The organism is Desulfosporosinus metallidurans (assembly GCF_001936615.1).
GTDB lineage: Bacteria > Bacillota > Desulfitobacteriia > Desulfitobacteriales > Desulfitobacteriaceae > Desulfosporosinus > Desulfosporosinus metallidurans.
Map to the genome: position 1 here is coordinate 79,372 of NZ_MLBF01000001.1, position 14,169 is coordinate 93,540.

A 14,169-nucleotide genomic window follows, 5' to 3' on the forward strand; every position below is an offset into this window, starting at 1 on the left:
TTAATGATTATAATTCTTCTTAGTTTATTTTACATCTAAGGCTTTGCTTATTCAAATTTATATTTACTTCGCAAGAGTTCCAACACTTCCCATCAACCCCAACCATTACCAAGTGAAGACCTCCAAAAATGCATTCCTTCTGCCCCTAATATAGACTTAAAGTCGAAGGCACCTTCGACTTTAAGTATTTTCCTTATTTCCCTTTATCCTTCGACTGATCCCCCTGACCTTGAGATTTCGACGTATCACTTGTTTGCTCGGTCTGTTGCTTTAACATTTCCGGGGGAACGGTCTTGACCTGCTCGTTGGCAGTTTTCTCGGTACCAATAACTTTTCCTTGAGCATCTAGATACTCGCGCGTTGTTTCCGTCTTTATCCGTTCCGTAACTTTTTGGACCCCTGCAGGGATAGAACTCGACTTCCCTTGAGCCTGATCTCCTCCACCACTTGTCCCTTGCTTCTCACCGGCCTTTTCTTTGGCGGTTCCTTGATCTTTACTCTGTGAAGATTGACTTCCCTGTTGTGTCTTTTGCGCCTGCTGATCCTTTTGTTTCTTATCTTGTTCTGCACTTTGAAGAGTCTTAGTGTAACTCTTTTGAACCACCGCGAGATTATCGGGTGTAACAGCTTTAACCTGAATAATCTTTGCTGGAATTTCCCCTTGCTCACTTGTAATAGAATCGTTGACATCTAATGGCTGTTTCTTAATAATTTTTTGAGCCCATTGATAGGCATTGACACCCTGAAGATACGGGGATGTATCAACGTCACCAACTTGATCACCGCTGGTCATCCGTTCTAAGGATGGAACACTGGCCTCTCCTCCGACTAAAATAATCTTCTTATCTAACTGCGCTTGTTTCAGGACTGTGTTTGCTATCGCTGCCAATTTTTCGTTTTGAGCCAACACACCCTGAACCTTGCCAGGATTTTTCTGGAGAAAATCCACTAACCCTTGCTTGGTGACGGATTCAGAACCTAGGGGGTTGGCAATCGTTTGTACAGTTATTTTAGGATATTTACTAAGCACTGCTCTATTTCCAGCTACTTGTTTCTGGGATCCGCCTTCATTTGGGTCATCCTGTAAAATTACGACCTGACCCTCCGTCACTTTACTCACTAATGATTGGGCCATAAGTTCGCCAACCTTCTCCTGATCTGGAGTCACTATTCCTTCGGGCTTCACCCCTGTTGGAAGTTTAGTTAAGGCCAAAATTGGAATTTTATCTGTTTGGGATTTCTGTAAAAGACTTGCATCTCCTCCCTGATAAATTAGAATCTTAGCCCCTTTCAAAGGGGATTCTGTGCTTGTGCTCGCTCCACTTTGGTCCATATACTTCACTTTGGCATTTTCTTTCTTCGCCAGATCGTCGATTCCTTTGGAAATTAATAGTTTGTTTGGATCGTCTGGGTTTAAAGAAACGGCAATAACGGGCTCTGTCCCCCCCTTTGTAGTTGAAGAAGTTTTGTTTTTGATTCCTAAAAGGGCTTGTAGACCACAGCCTGTTATTGTTAAACTAAGACATAAGGAAATAACAATTAAAAGGGATCGCACTCTTTTTGACATGGGACACGCTCCTTTCGAAGCTCCACCTTAATTCTTTAGACTAGTTTTCCCTTGCTATCCTAAAAAAATGCAGTTAAAGGAGGACTCTTTAATGTTTGGACTAATTGGGCGTTTATTAATCAATGCTCTGGCACTCATTCTGATGACTATGATTGTTCCAGGCCTTCAACTAGCTGGTCTATCGACCGCCATCATGGCTGCTCTCGTTTGGGGGCTTGTTAATACTCTCGTACGACCCGTTTTTTCATTTTTTACTTTTCCGTTGCAACTTTTAACCTTAGGGTTATTTACCCTCGTCCTTAATGGGACCATGCTAGCCTTGACAGCCAAGCTTGTCCCTGGATTTACCATTAGTAGTTTTTCTAGTGCCTTCATCGGCGCCTTAGTCCTTAGTATCATTAGTTTAATTCTAACTCATCTCTTTAAATAGCCATAAAGAAAACTTGGCTAGCGCCCGAAGACACTGTCTTCGCACGTATTAGTCATTCTGTCAGCCTTGGCGAAGGCGGTCGCCTTAGTTGCACTTATGCCACCCGAAACTTATACTTTCTGACTGGTACAAAAATAGATAAAGGAGGGCTTTTCTTGCCTATCAAGTTGGAACATGTATTAAACCGCATCCAGGCTCTGCCCCCTCTGCCTACGTCCGCTCTTCGAGTGATTGCCTTAACCAAAAATCCTGCTACATCTGTGAGAGAGCTTGAAACCGTGATAGCCCAGGACCCTGCACTGGCTGCTGGCATGCTCCGACAAGCCAATTCCTCCTACTATGGTTACGCGAGGCGAATCTCGTCTCTTCAGGAAGCCATCGTCGTGCTTGGTTTTCAGGCAACTCAAGGATTAGCAATGGTTTCCGCTGTCGCCCCCTTACTGAAGACCCAACTTAATGGGTACGAGATTGAACAAGAGGGACTCTGGAAACATTCCATGCTTACCGCCATGACAGCAAAACGTTTGTGTCAAAAATTAAAGCTCCCTTTCGGAGATGTTGCCTTTACCGCTGGCTTACTGCATGATATTGGAAAACTAATTATCTCTATTTATGTTCAGGAGGTGGGTCCTTATCTTTTAAAAAAGGTGAGTGAAGCTAAACTTTCCTATGTAGAGCTTGAAGAAAAAGTAATTGGGTATAATCACGCCACAGTCGGCGGATTGCTAGCCAAACGTTGGAATTTACCTGAGGATCTTGTGGCCGCCATTTCCTATCATCATTTCCCCTCCGGCGCTGGAAATTACGCAGAACTGGCCAGTGTCATTCACGTAGCCAATGGACTTGCCAGCTCACTAGGAATTGGAGGCGGCGTGGACAGCTTTTTAAACCCACTACAACAAGAATCTCTCGAAAACTTAACCCTCAAAGAGTCCGACCTTGAACTTATTATGGAAGGCCTCGGGGATTTACTCGTAGATCCTACTTTATTTAGTTAGTGGCATGATGCATCGTGCAACTAACTAAAAATCACCCCTTCGATTGCAATTCACACAAAATCTGGTTAAGCAGGGTTTCCCGATAGGCATCTAATTGATCAAAATTTACAGCATCCATATATATTCCTTTTAGTTGAGATCTATTTGTTTGCCAAGACACTAAGGTCTCTTTTAATTTCTCACTAAACGGTCGTTCTAATCCTTGATCTCCTAAGTTTTCGGGATTTCCCTGCCAAATTGCCAAATGCCTTTCGGGAAAAACAATCCCAATGACTTCATCCGGATTAAGCGGATGCAAGACAATCTCAATTAACTGTCCCAATTGTTGTGCTTCGCGCAAAACCCAATCTAAGGCATCCAGTGTTTCGTCTCCTTCGAGTCGAATTTGATCGAAGTCTGCCAGAAAATGAGGTGCAAGATTGAGCCATCCTTCCGTAGTTAAACCATGTAAAAAATAAGGATTAACGACGCTTTTCTGCAAAAGTTTGAGAGCATTTTCTGCAAGGGGCCAAGGCCCAGTGTGCTCCCTCTTAACCTTTAGGCGAGCTGCATTATCTAATATCCATGAGAGATCTTCTTTTTCAATATGGGGTTTGTGTGCTCTATTCCTAATCAGCGACCCAAGTTCTGCAGTCAACTCTTCCTCTAGGGACAGCTGAAGTCCTTGCATTCGATCTTCAATTTTCGTGATGACTGGCCGTTGATTCTCCAATTTGCGTTCGTCACAGAACATACTAAAATCAACGAATTTCTCCACAACACCAGGCGCACGCCAGCGTAGCGGCGAAACCTCCATGGCATCCAGCATCGTCAACCCCTTATGCGGCATGATGAAGCCGGCCATAGAATCTGGATCTCTTGCCGAGCGCAAGAAATCAATGTCATATCCCCTATCCAGTAATTCTAAGCCAATAACCTTGATCAACGTTGATTTACCTGTCCCCGGGCCTCCCAATAAGACATACGCCCGCTGCCAACTCGGCATCATGTTTGGCAACAGAGATATGTATCCTCTCGTGGTCATTCCTTCGGCAAAGTAATGTCGCACCCCTGTTTTATTTCCCATGCTTGTTACCCCCGTCGTTATTTATACTCGGCGTAGTCTATGCAACAACGCCTACGTGCGTCACTAATCATGGGGGTTTGCTTTGCTTATCGGAAAAAAACGACACGCTCTATCTTCCAGCGTGTCGTTCGAACTCTATTTCAGTTTTCCCTGTAATGTTTGAAGGGCTTTTTGGAGTTGGGAATCAAAATTAGTGTCAATTGGCGAAATAGTAGCTTGCTGTCCTTTGTTTAGTTCCACCTTGATATCCGGCTCGATCCCTTTTTTGTGGATATCCACCTTATTCGGAGTCAAATATTTGGCTGTTGTTAGTTTGACGCTCGTTCCGGCATCTAAGGGGAAAATCGTTTGCACGATCCCTTTGCCAAATGTTTTAACTCCCACAAGACTTGCCGTTCCTTTGTCCTTAATCGCTCCTGCCACAATCTCCGCCGCAGAAGCACTTTCTTCATTGACAAGAACAACCATTGGCATTCCCAAATAGGTACCCGTGGCCATTTTTGTATCAACATTTCCTTGTTTATCTACAATGTAAACGACCGGTCCCTCTGGAATAAAATAACTGGCAACCTGAACAGCAGCATTCAGCTCTCCACCATGATTATACCTCATGTCCAAGATCAGACCCTTGAATTTCTTGATGTCCATTGTTTTTAGGGTATCTTTAAGTTCAGTTCCTGTATCTGAGGCAAACTGAGAAATACTGATATACGCAATATCCGAGTGTCCCGGCAGTGCTTCTCCTTCAACCGTTGGAACGGTAATGTTCTCTCTCGTCAGACTCACGGTAAAGGTCTTATGCGTACTCTCTCGATACAGGGCTAAGCTGACCTTCGTGCCCGGATCCCCGCGCATCATGCCTACCGCTTTGTCTTGCTCCATCCCAGCCGTCTCTGAATCATTAATTTTGCTGACAACGTCGCCCGATTGGATACCTGCCTTACTGGCTGGGGAATTCTTGATAGGGCGCAATACCACAAGTTTTTTAGGATCCTTCAAACTAAGTACAATCCCTACCCCACCGAACTTCCCCTCCAGAACTTGGAAAAGTTCTTGATTCTCCTTGGCATTCATATACGTTGAATAGGGATCTCCGAGCTGCTCAACAATCCCTTTTGTGGCTCCTTCTACAAGCTGATCGGTCGTTACCTTTTCTAAGTAATCACTGCGAATTAGTTGTACAACGTGAACTAACCGCCCTACGTTATCAACGTTGGTAAGAATAATCCCTCCCACTATTGTCGTGACCAAGACAGAAAATATCAGAAGGACTATTCCGACATGTTTAGCTATTCTTTTCCAGTTCCACTCCTGCAATAAAGTCAAACCCCTTCCCTCAAGTCTCGCTCTATTATATGCTTATCCCTGTGTAGAAATACTGCTTATCCCTCAATTAGGGAAAAAACGCAAAGGGTCAGTAGGGTTTCCACCTTCCCGGACCTCGAAATGCAGATGTGATCCTGTACTCCACCCTGTCGAGCCAACATATCCTATGACTTGATTCGCTTGAACCGTTTGGCCTTCTGTGACATTCAAGCGCGATTGATGTCCATAAAGTGAAGATACCCCACCACCATGGTCGATAATTACCATATTTCCATAAGCCTCATTCCAGCCGGCCATAATAACAATCCCTGCGCCAGTGGCATGAATCTGAGTTCCAAGCGGCGCCACAATATCTGTTCCGGTATGCAAACTTCGTTTATGTGTAATGGGGTGAGTTCGCCAACCAAAAGGGTCACTTATTTCATAGTAGCCTGGAACTGGCCAAACTGAGATGGTGCCACTGACTCCCCCGGTGCGTGCCGACTGAGCAGCCTGCATTTTCCGAATCTTATCGCTCCAGGCATTCGCCTCGGCTTCCAAACGGTCTACATCATCAAAAGACGCTTGGATTGCCTTCTGATTCTGGTCCAAGGCAACGCGTTGTTGGGTTTTTGTCTTATCTAAATTCACATTAACAGATTCCGCTTGTGCCTGAAGCTGTGCGGCTTGGTCTCTTCTGCTCTGCAATTCGCGCGTTTTTTGGGCAATTTGTTCCTTTTGGGATTTAATATCCGTCAATAACTGGCGATCATTGTCCACCAATTTGGTGAAATACTCCATTCTCGTGATAAACTCACTGAGATCCGAGGACTGAAAGAGCAGTTCCAAATAGCTGATTTGCCCACTCTCGTAGATTCCCCTAGCTCGTTTTCCTAAAGCACTCTGGCGGTCTTCTAGCTCTTTCTGCTTTTGATCCAATTCCTTTTGAGCAGAAATCACCAGTGTTTGGGCTTGAGCATAAGCTGTACGCTTCTGATCCAAAAGTTTCTGAGCAGCAGCGATTTGAGTTTCTAGTTGAGCCAATTGAGCCTTCATCTTATCTGCCGTATACGTTAATTGGTTGAGCTTCCCCTGCGCTTGATTCTTTTGGGTTGCAATATCTTGCTGCTGCTGAACAGCATCTCGCAGTACATCTGCTCGAGAAGGGAATGCCGATGTCCCAAGCAAAAAAAGGCTTAGTACCGCAATCGGTATTATCTTTTTATGAAACATACGACCCCTCCGTCCTCAATTACCTCTCTAGGCACGCAAAAACTTTTGCAACGATAGTCCACTTCCAATAGCACCCATTCCCATCCCGGCCAGCAAAAGCCCGACTGAAATCTGGTGAAAAAGGACTGTATTTTGGACAACTGGTAGAAACGTTAACGTCGATTGAACATACATACTGATCCAATTGTAGCCCATGCCAACAATGACCGCAGCAACTGCTCCCCCAATCAGTCCTAGTGCCAACCCTTCAATCAGAAATGGCCATCGAACAAAACCGTTGCTAGCGCCTACTAATTTCATAATCTGAATTTCGCGACGCCGGGAAAAGACGTTCATTTTGACATTAATGGAAATGAGCACAATCGATGCGGTGGAAAAAGCGGCAACGACACCAAGGCCAATCCACCTTAACCATTGTGTAAATTTTAGAAGCTTGTCCACATATCCTTGTCCGTACCGGACTTTCTCTACTCCCTGAAGCACGGATAACTGATCGGCTATGGTTTGAACACTCTTCGGATCAGATACTTTGACTGTCAATTTATCTGGAAAGGGATTGGTTCCCCCGAGATCAGCTACAAGACTACTTTGTGATCCACCACTACTTTGGGTTCCATCCATGGTTTTACCGAAATCAGCGAGGGCTTGATCCTTGGTGACAACGGTCACAGAAGCCACTCCAGGCATGGCTTCTATCTTGCTTTTTAAAGCCTGTACTTCTGGCTGGGTTGCGCTATTTTGCACAAAAGTAGCAATTTCCAGTTGGGATTCAAACGATTTCGCCATATTGGAGGCGTTGGCCAGAAAAAATACAGAAAAGCCTAGGATCACAAGAGAAACCATCACGGTTAATACTGATGCAATACTAAGCCAGGGATTACGCTTCATAGAGTGAAGCGTCTCACGTAGAATATAACGGGTGGAATTAAGCGTCATAGCCATATCCTCCCTGTTCTTCGTCCCGCGCTACCCGTCCGTCCTCGATGGCAATGACTCGCTTTTGCATTTTGTTCACAATCGCTCGAGCATGAGTGGCCATGACCACAGTTGTCCCTCGTTTATTGATGTTGTACAACAAGTCCATGATTTCCCATGCAGTATCCGGGTCCAAGTTACCAGTAGGTTCGTCAGCCACCAGTAGTGCCGGATTGTTAATAATAGCTCGTGCCACACAGACCCGTTGCTGCTCCCCCCCTGACAATTCATGCGGAAAGGAATTTTCTTTGGCCGCAAGTCCGACCAGTTCCAGCGACGCACGTGTACGGACCTGAACCTCGCTTTTGGCGACCCCGATCACTTCGAGGGCAAAAGCCACATTTTCAAAAACAGTTTTATTCGGTAACAACTTAAAGTCCTGAAAGATGACCCCAATACTACGTCGTAAATAGGGCACTTCCCTTTCTTTCATTCGCACCAGATTTTTACTATTAATCTGAACCTGTCCCCGCGTCGGGGTTTCATCACGATAAAGTAATTTTATCAGCGTCGATTTACCAGCTCCGCTGGGACCCACCAAAAAAACGAAGTCCCCTTTGCCAATTTTAAGATTGACATTAACAAGAGCTTTGGCACCGTTCTGATAAATCTTGGACACATTTGTCAATTGTATCATACTGTCCTCCTTGATTTTCGCACGCCTCACTCTTTTTCCCATAACTCTTATACCATTCGACACGCGTCGTAAATTTCCTCTTGCCTCTTTAATACAAGTCCTGCAAACAGCAAACTATATTCTTACTGTTAAAAGATACTCATTTTACTGACCAAAACAGAGGGACTAGCCTTCCCAAAAAGCTAGTCCCAATATCAAAATGCTAAACAAAACTAGTTTTTCGCTAAATTACCTCAGTTTTTTAGTCAAAACCTCATGGACTGCTTTAACCAAATTCTCCTTGGTTAACCCGAACTTCTCCAGCAGTTCCTGAGGACGCCCAGACTCTCCAAACGTGTCTCTAAGTCCGACGCGAACCATTGGTGTAGGCTGCTTCTCGCCTAGTACCTCTGAGATTGCACTTCCCAATCCGCCGATGATGTTGTGTTCTTCCGCCGTCACGACAGCCTTCGTTTGCTTGGCAACGCGCACAATAGTTTCTTCATCCAAAGGTTTTACAGAGGCGACATTGACGACGCTCACGCTAATCCCCTCGGCAGCAAGTTCTGCAGCCGCTTCTAAAGCCATGGAAACCATCACGCCATTAGCCATGATGGCAACGTCTGTCCCTTCTTGTAAGACATTCGCCTTCCCGATTTCAAAGCGATACTCTTCTCCGAAGAGGACTGGAAGCGCCAAGCGCCCCATCCGAATATAAACCGGGCCTTTATATTCGGCAGCCGCTAAAACCACCTGGCGAGTTTCTTCCCCATCGGCAGGGACTAACACCACCATGTTCGGGACGGCACGCATGATCGCCACGTCTTCAATGGCCTGATGTGAACCTCCGTCTTCCCCTACCGTAATTCCAGCGTGGGTAGCGGCAATTTTAACATTAAGTTTTGGATAAGCAATTGAGTTGCGAATTTGCTCAAATGCTCGTCCCACTGCAAAAATCGCAAAGGTACTCGCAAACGGAATTTTGCCCGCAGTTGCTAGTCCAGCAGCCGTTCCTAAGAGGTTCGACTCGGCAATGCCCATGTTAAAGAAGCGTTCAGGATACTTTTTGCCAAAGTCCGCAGTTTTCGTCGACTTCGAGAGATCTGCATCCAAGACAACAACCTTCGGATTTTCAGCTCCAAGAGTCAGAAGGGCTTTGCCATACGCGTCACGTGTCGCTATTTTATCAGCCAAGGTTCGCAGCCTCCTCTCGTAATTCTTTCAGGGCTTGCTCGCCTTGTTCCACACTAGGTGCATTGCCATGCCAACCAGCTTGGTTTTCCATAAAGGAAACCCCTTTGCCCTTCACTGTTTTGGCAATGATGATGCTCGGTTTTCCTTTGACCTGTTTTGCCTCAGCATACGCTGCCAGCAAAGCATCGACATCATGCCCATCCACTTCAATCACGTGCCAGCAAAATGCCCGCCACTTTTCAGCAAGTGGAGCAGAACACATGACACTATCTGTGGCCCCATCAATTTGCAGTCCATTAAAGTCTAGGATTGCTGTGACATTATCCAGTTTGTAGTGGGCAGCCGCCATCGCCGCTTCCCAAACTTGGCCCTCTGCAACCTCACCGTCACCTAAGAGGACAAACACTCGATAATCTTTAGCATCTAACTTTGCCGCCAAAGCCATTCCATTGGCCGCTGAAAGCCCTTGCCCTAAGGAACCCGTGGACATATCAACACCAGGGGTTCTCTTCATATCAGGATGCCCCTGGAGCATTCGACCAGTTTGACGAAGTCCTTGCAACTCTTCCTTAGGGAAATACCCCTTCTCTGCAAGAGCGGAATACAATACGGGAGCTGCATGCCCTTTAGATAGAACGAAACGGTCACGATCTGCCCAAAGCGGATCCTCCGAATTTATGCGCATTTCTTGGAAAAATAACGTCGCTACAATATCAGCGGCAGATAAACTTCCACCGGGATGCCCAGATTTTGCTGGTACAAGCATGGAAATAATGTCTTGACGAATAACGTTAGCTACTCGCTTCAGTTCAATAGCGGTCAAGCGATCCCCTCCTTTAGCTCATATTATCAATGGATACTGTCCAAAACATCAATGTCAATACTCTGTTGTTACTGTACTTTTTTTGTTTTTTGGAGAAAGGCCGCAATGAATGCATTGATTTCTCCATCCATTACTGCTGAAACATTCCCAGTTTCCACATTGGTACGGTGGTCTTTGACTAAGCTGTAGGGATGGAAAACATAAGAGCGTATTTGGCTACCCCAAGCAATCTCTTGTTGTTCACCGCGGATTTCGGAAATCTCAGCTTCTTGCTCCTTGCGCTTAAGTTCCAGCAACTTGGCCTGCAAAACTCGCATGGCCGCAGCCTTGTTTTGAGTTTGGGAGCGCTCGCTCTGACACTGGACTACGGTCCCGGACGGCAAGTGCGTAATCCGAATAGCCGAATCTGTCTTGTTAACATGCTGTCCGCCTGCCCCACCCGAACGGTAGGTATCCACCCTCAGCTCTTCAGGATCAATTGTTATTTCGTTATCCTCTGTCACTTCCGGAATAACATCCACAGAAGCGAACGAAGTATGACGACGTCCTGACGCATCAAACGGCGAAATTCGCACTAACCGATGGACCCCCTTTTCGGACTTGGCATATCCATACGCATTTTCCCCACTGAAGGACAACGTTGCACTCTTTATGCCCGCTTCCTCCCCGGGTAAAATGTCCAAGGTCTCCACGTTATATCCGTGTCGTTCTCCCCAACGTATATAGAGGCGATAAAGCATTTGCACCCAATCTTGGGCTTCCGTTCCTCCAGCTCCGGCATGTAACGTCAAGATAGCATTATTCCGGTCATACTGCCCACTGAGCAATATTTCCAGTTCCAACTCCTCAAATCGACTCCTTAGTCCCTTTATCCCTTGCTCGATCTCAGGTTCTAGGCTCACATCGTCTTCTTCCATTGCCAGCTGCCAGAGGGTTTCGGTTTCTTCAAGTCCCTGCTTTAACTCATCGTATATCCTAACCTTTGCCTGATGAAGAGACAACTCCTGCGTAATCTTTTGGGCTAAGACCGGATTATCCCACAAATTAGGGCGTTGGAATTCTCCCTCCAGAACACTAATCTTTTCTAACCGCTGAGCGACGTCAAAGAGAAACCCTCAAATCTGCCAAGCACATTGTTAACATTTCCAATTCCTTTTTCCATTCAGAAAGCACTCTTTTTCACCCTTCCAAACATTTATAACTACCTAGCCTATGGCTCCCCAAAGAAGTCTCGAGAACACGTAGCGGGCCTTTACGTGAACAGTTAGCCAATCTTGGTTCAAGTGCGCTTTCATTAACAGGGCGAGGCACATGGACGTTCCTCGCCGCCAACTGAGGCACGGATGCCGAATTTGGCGGGTACCCTGTCCGCAATCATCCGCACTTGAGCCTTAGATTGGCTCTGAGAACGTATGGTTTAGCGAGTGTTACCGAGACTACTTCTTGCCCGATCCACAACACTTCTTGTATTTTTTCCCACTTCCACACGAACAAAGATCGTTTCGTCCAATCTGGTCCCCTGTATGAACCGGTTCACTAGGTTCCCCTTCATAGAGGTTCTCCGTAACGTTCCGTGGCTGTTCAGAAACTTCTTCACGTACTTGTGGGGTCACCCGCATGACATAACGGATGATATCATCCTGAATCGAATCAATCATGGCTTGGAACATTTCAAATCCTTCACGCCTGTATTCAACTAATGGATCTTTCTGCCCATAAGCACGAAGACCAATACCCTCACGCAGCATATCCATGGCATCAAGATGATCCATCCATTTGCTGTCTACCACTTGGAGCATTACCGCACGTTCGATTTCCCGCATCAGTTCAGGACTAAACTGCTCTTCGCGACTTTGGTAAAGTTCTTTAGCTTTATCGAGGAGGGTTTGCTCAATCTCTTCGCGCGAAAGATCTGCAAGTTGTTCCGGGTCTAAATGAATTCCTGGCAAAAAGAAATTTTCAACATAATCCGCTAGTCCTGTTAAATCCCACTCTTCAGGGAAGGGACTTTCTCCACTAAACATTGTGACGCTATCGGTGACCGCTTTTTCCAGCATGTCCGAAATGTGGTCCTGGAGGTTTTCTCCCATGAGCACCGCCCTGCGCTGGGCATAGATCACCTCACGTTGTTGATTCATGACATCATCATAATCAAGAACGTGTTTCCGGATGTCAAAGTTGCGATTTTCAACTCGTCGTTGAGCAGTTTCAATGGAACGAGAAATCATCTTTGAAGCAATTGGCATGGAGTCATCCATCCCCAATTTATCCATAATGCCCATGATATTTTCAGCACCAAACAAGCGCATCAAGTCGTCTTCTAAGGAAATAAAGAATTGAGTTGATCCTGGATCCCCTTGTCGTGCAGCACGTCCGCGTAATTGGTTGTCAATGCGCCGGGATTCATGCCGCTCTGTCCCAATGATATGCAAGCCCCCTAGTTCAGACACGCCCTCACCCAGAATGATATCTGTTCCACGACCTGCCATGTTAGTGGCAATCGTAACCATTCCGGGCTGTCCTGCTTGAGAAACAATTTGAGCCTCTTTTTCATGATACTTGGCATTAAGAACTTGATGAGGAACACCACGCCGTCCCAAGAGGTCACTTAGATACTCCGATTTCTCAACTGAAACTGTTCCGACAAGAAGCGGTTGTCCTTTGGCATGACGCTCAATTACACTATCGACAACAGCCAAGAACTTGCCTTTTTCCGAACGATAAATCACGTCTGGATCATCGTTGCGAATCATGGGTTTGTTTGTTGGTATTTCCACGACATCGAGCTTATAAATCTTTCTAAACTCCGGTTCTTCCGTCATGGCCGTCCCGGTCATCCCTGAGAGTTTTTTGTACATCCGGAAGTAGTTCTGAAAGGTAATGGTGGCTAGTGTCTGGGATTCTTTTTCGATCTTCACGCCTTCTTTAGCTTCAATGGCTTGGTGTAACCCTTCACTGTAACGGCGACCAAACATCAGACGTCCGGTAAATTCATCGACAATAATCACTTCGCCGTCCTTGACCACATAGTCGCGGTCCCGTTTGAAGAGGGTCTGTGCTTTCAAAGCCTGATTGACATGATGGGCCAACTCGGTATGAATATCCTCATAAAGATTATCCACACCCAGCATGCTCTCCACCCGACTAACTCCTTGTTCTGTAAGGGTAACAACACGCTCTTTTTCTATAACTTTATAATCCTCTTCAGGTTTTAAACGGGGAATAATCATCGCAACCCGGAAATATAACTCCGTAGGCTTATCTGCCTCGCCTGATATGATCAGGGGAGTACGTGCTTCGTCAACAAGGATAGAGTCCACTTCGTCCACAATAGCATAGTTCAGTTCACGCTGCACCAGGCCATCCGGCCGAGTTACCATATTATCCCTCAGATAATCAAAACCAAATTCATTATTTGTGCCATACGTTATGTCTGCTGCATAGCTGCTACGGCGTTCCTCATAGTTTAAACCATGAACAATTAAACCCACGGATAGCCCGAGAAACTGGTGAATTTGCCCCATCCATTCACTGTCACGACGAGCTAAATAATCATTAACGGTAATTACATGAACTCCTTGCCCGGTTAAGGCATTCAGATAGGACGGCAAAGTGGCCACGAGGGTTTTTCCTTCCCCAGTACGCATTTCTGCAATTCGACCGTCGTGAAGCACCATACCCCCAATTAACTGCACATCATAATGTCTTTGGGTAATCACCCTCCTGCCAGCCTCGCGTACAACAGCAAAAGCCTCTGGTAACAGAGCATCTAGACTTTCTCCCCGTTCCAAACGTCCTTTGAATTCAGCGGTTTTGCCACGTAATTCGTCATCGCCCAGGGCTTGGATCGCCGGTTCAAAGCTATTAATCACTTCAACGCGCTTTTGATATTTCCGTATTTCTCGCGCATTATCATCGAACAAACTTAAAAAACCCATTATGTCCACCTTTCTCAATCCTTA

Annotated in this window: 12 protein-coding genes; 2 read left to right on the forward strand and 10 right to left on the reverse strand. The window is 45.9% G+C overall.

The window, feature by feature from the left end; translation table 11 throughout:
- Nucleotides 1-193: 193 nt before the first annotated feature.
- Entirely contained in the window at nt 194-1,567 is a 1,374-nt protein-coding gene (locus DSOL_RS00380; protein ID WP_075362919.1) for a sugar ABC transporter substrate-binding protein, read from the reverse strand.
- A gap of 91 nt (nt 1,568-1,658) precedes the next feature.
- Here DSOL_RS00380 and DSOL_RS00385 point away from each other — a divergent pair, with 91 nt between their 5' ends.
- Both DSOL_RS00385 and DSOL_RS00390 read left to right on the forward strand, forming a co-directional pair.
- On the forward strand, nt 1,659-1,997 hold the full coding sequence (locus tag DSOL_RS00385; RefSeq protein ID WP_075362920.1) for a phage holin family protein: 339 nt from the start codon (nt 1,659-1,661) through the stop codon (nt 1,995-1,997).
- 155 nt (nt 1,998-2,152) lie between these two features.
- On the forward strand, nt 2,153-2,995 hold the full coding sequence (locus tag DSOL_RS00390) for an HDOD domain-containing protein (protein WP_075362921.1): 843 nt from the start codon (nt 2,153-2,155) through the stop codon (nt 2,993-2,995).
- Between the two features lie 31 nt (nt 2,996-3,026).
- Here the strand turns inward: DSOL_RS00390 and DSOL_RS00395 are convergent, their stop codons facing one another.
- The 9 genes from DSOL_RS00395 to secA all read right to left on the reverse strand — a co-directional run bounded on the left by DSOL_RS00395 (nt 3,027) and on the right by secA (nt 14,145).
- Nucleotides 3,027-4,061, reverse strand: a complete 1,035-nt coding sequence (locus DSOL_RS00395) for a hypothetical protein (protein ID WP_075362922.1) — start codon at nt 4,059-4,061, stop codon at nt 3,027-3,029.
- A 135-nt stretch (nt 4,062-4,196) separates the two neighbouring features.
- Complete coding sequence (locus tag DSOL_RS00400) at nt 4,197-5,378, reverse strand: S41 family peptidase (protein WP_075362923.1); 1,182 nt, start codon at nt 5,376-5,378, stop codon at nt 4,197-4,199.
- Between the two features lie 72 nt (nt 5,379-5,450).
- The gene (locus DSOL_RS00405; protein ID WP_075362924.1) at nt 5,451-6,599 is read right to left on the reverse strand and encodes a murein hydrolase activator EnvC family protein; all 1,149 of its coding nucleotides are present in this window, start codon (nt 6,597-6,599) and stop codon (nt 5,451-5,453) included.
- Between the two features lie 27 nt (nt 6,600-6,626).
- Nucleotides 6,627-7,535, reverse strand: coding sequence for a permease-like cell division protein FtsX (gene ftsX, locus DSOL_RS00410; protein ID WP_075362925.1), 909 nt, complete (start codon nt 7,533-7,535; stop codon nt 6,627-6,629).
- Nucleotides 7,525-8,211, reverse strand: coding sequence for a cell division ATP-binding protein FtsE (ftsE, locus tag DSOL_RS00415; protein ID WP_075362926.1), 687 nt, complete (start codon nt 8,209-8,211; stop codon nt 7,525-7,527). Before ftsE ends, ftsX begins: the two co-directional genes overlap by 11 nt.
- A gap of 228 nt (nt 8,212-8,439) precedes the next feature.
- Nucleotides 8,440-9,384 carry a transketolase family protein gene (locus DSOL_RS00420; RefSeq protein ID WP_075362927.1) on the reverse strand — a complete coding sequence of 315 codons (945 nt, stop codon included), beginning with the start codon at nt 9,382-9,384 and terminating at the stop codon, nt 8,440-8,442.
- Nucleotides 9,377-10,207, reverse strand: coding sequence for a transketolase (locus DSOL_RS00425; protein WP_075362928.1), 831 nt, complete (start codon nt 10,205-10,207; stop codon nt 9,377-9,379). Before DSOL_RS00425 ends, DSOL_RS00420 begins: the two co-directional genes overlap by 8 nt.
- A 68-nt stretch (nt 10,208-10,275) precedes the next feature.
- Nucleotides 10,276-11,380 (reverse strand): peptide chain release factor 2 gene (prfB, locus tag DSOL_RS00430; RefSeq protein ID WP_139314348.1). Its coding sequence is split into 2 segments (ribosomal slippage): nt 10,276-11,310 and nt 11,312-11,380, totalling 1,104 coding nucleotides; the frame shifts between segments, so codons are not numbered across the junction.
- 263 nt (nt 11,381-11,643) lie between these two features.
- A complete protein-coding gene (secA, locus tag DSOL_RS00435) occupies nt 11,644-14,145 on the reverse strand; it encodes a preprotein translocase subunit SecA (RefSeq protein WP_075362930.1) in 2,502 nt (833 codons plus the stop codon).
- Between the last annotated feature and the right edge of the window lie 24 nt (nt 14,146-14,169).